We start from the raw sequence: 2163 nt of genomic DNA, 5'->3' as shown, positions 1-2163 counted from the left end.
GGTGAAGTCGGCCCAGAGCGCGGTCTCGTCTTTCGATCGAGCCGTTTCTCTGGGCCGCTTCCCGCACCCGGCGTGCCACTCTCGCGGCACCGGGCGCTCCACAAGTCCCCTCCGGCTGTCGATGATTGTCTTCATCCGGCAGACGGCCAGGGAGAAGGAATGACTGTCCCTCGGTATCGGTAGCGCGTGGTGCGTACCTTGCCGGGATCGAACAGCATCCGTTCCTCCCCTGATGGCCACCAACCCCCGCCGCAGTAGCGGCGGCGAAGGTCCTTCCTGTTGATTCGGTGGTGCTTGCGACGCAGCCACTTCATGACCTGGCCCCACGTGTACGAGCTCAGGTACTGGAACGTCGCGCTGGACACCCCGGGGCGGAAGTACATGCACCAGCCGAACAGCATCTTGTTGATCTGGATGAGCAGTTCGTCCAGTGGCAGGCCGGTGGCTGTTCCGCGGCGGATCGCCTTGACCTTGTCCATCGCGGCCTTGAGCGCCTTGCGCGAGGGATAGGTGTAGACGTAGCAGCGGCTGGAACCCCGCTTGCGGTGGCGCTGGATGTGCCACCCGAGGAAGTCCAGCCCCTCGTCGATATGGGTGATCAGGGTCTTCTCCACGGACAGGCGCAAGCCCACCGTGGACAACACCTCCGAGATCTCCTCGCGCAGAGCTTCGGCGTCGTCCTTGGTGCCGGAGACCATCAGACACCAGTCGTCCGCGTACCTGGAAAGCCGGTAGTTGGGGAGACCTTGACGACGTCGCTTGGCCCGCGCCCAGGGCATGGACCCCGGGCCTCCCGGCGCCTGGGCGATGTACTCGTCCAGGACCGACAGAGCCACGTTGCTCATCAACGGCGAGAGAATCGAACCCTGTGGGGTGCCGGCGGTGGTCTCCCGAAGCAGACGGTCCTCGCCGAGGATGCCCGACTTCAAGAACGCCTTCACCAGGGCCAGGACGTGTTTGTCTCCGACGCGCTTACGCACCCGGTCCATCAGGGCGGAGTGTGAAATCTCGTCGAAGCAGGCTTTGATGTCGCCCTCCACGATCCACTCATACGACTTGGACGTGAAGAAGCGCACCTCGGCCACCGCGTCGTGGGCCCGGCGGTTCGGACGGAACCCGTAGGAGCACGGGAGGAAATCCGTCTCGAAGATCGGCTCCAACACCAGCTTCAAGGATGCCTGCACCACCCGGTCCGAGATCGTGGCGATACCCAGCCGACGTAACTTGCCGCCAACCTTGGGGATCATCCGCTCTCGCACCGGCAGCGGACGAAAACTGCGGTCCTTGATGCTGTCCCGCAGTCCGCCGAGGAACTCCTCGACACCCGTCCGCGCCACGATGGACGCCGCAGTGCGGCCATCCACCCCGGCGGTCTTCGCACCCTTGTTACCCCGCACCCGATCCCACGCGACCAGCAAGAACGCGGGATCGGCGACAAGGTTGAACAGATCAGCGAACCTGCGATGAGGATCATCACGGGCCCAACGGTGCAGCTTGGCCTGGATCTCCAGTACCCGTCGCTCCGCCGCATACGTGACGGCCTCAAGTTCGTCGGTATTCACCGGCGAAAACCTCCTGGTCTTCCAGCACTTCTGCCACAGACTTGCTGGCCCCCTTCGCCATGTACGCACCTCTCGTGCGCTCGGACTACTACGGGGCCTCCGCCACGTACGGGAGCCATCGGCCGACGACGGGCCTGCCCACCGGCTGACTGGATGCCAGCCGGGAAGGGCGGTTCCAGCACGCTTCCCACGTTCACCACTCTCCGGTCGACGAGCGAGCCGCCCAGCTCTACCCCGACAGCATCGCCACGCCTACGCCGCAGGCATTCAGCGTGGCCTCCTCACCAGCATCGAAAGACCGGCTCCGAAGTCGTCGCCCAAGAGGGCGACGTGCGCTGCACCCGGCCCATATCCTCCAGATTGGAGCCGGTGGAACACTTACGGGACGTCAGGCACTGGTTCCTCTCGTACGGCGTCTCGTCTTGCTTGCCGGACACACGTCGTCTGGAAGTACCGACGCGCTCCGTCGTTGTCAGGGCTGCTCCTGCCTCCCCGTGCGTCTCCACGGATCGGCTGCCCTCAGCTTCACCGGACCGCTGCGACAGCCCGGCGGCAGGGGTCTTTCACCCCTGCCCGGTAACAGTGGCGCCTCGTGGCGCAC

Annotated in this window: 1 protein-coding gene; it reads right to left on the bottom strand. The window is 65.1% G+C overall.

What is annotated here, in order from left to right:
- Positions 1-131 precede the first annotated feature (131 nt).
- Complete coding sequence (gene ltrA / locus LQ326_RS47000; RefSeq protein ID WP_234545346.1) at positions 132-1562, bottom strand: group II intron reverse transcriptase/maturase; 1431 nt, start codon at positions 1560-1562, stop codon at positions 132-134.
- Between the last annotated feature and the right edge of the window lie 601 nt (positions 1563-2163).

It is taken from the genome of Streptomyces shenzhenensis (genome assembly GCF_021462265.1).
GTDB classification, from domain to species: Bacteria; Actinomycetota; Actinomycetes; order Streptomycetales; family Streptomycetaceae; genus Streptomyces; species Streptomyces shenzhenensis.
The sequence above is the reverse complement of the archived record's forward strand: the minus strand, read 5'-3'. Positions and strand labels throughout refer to the sequence as shown.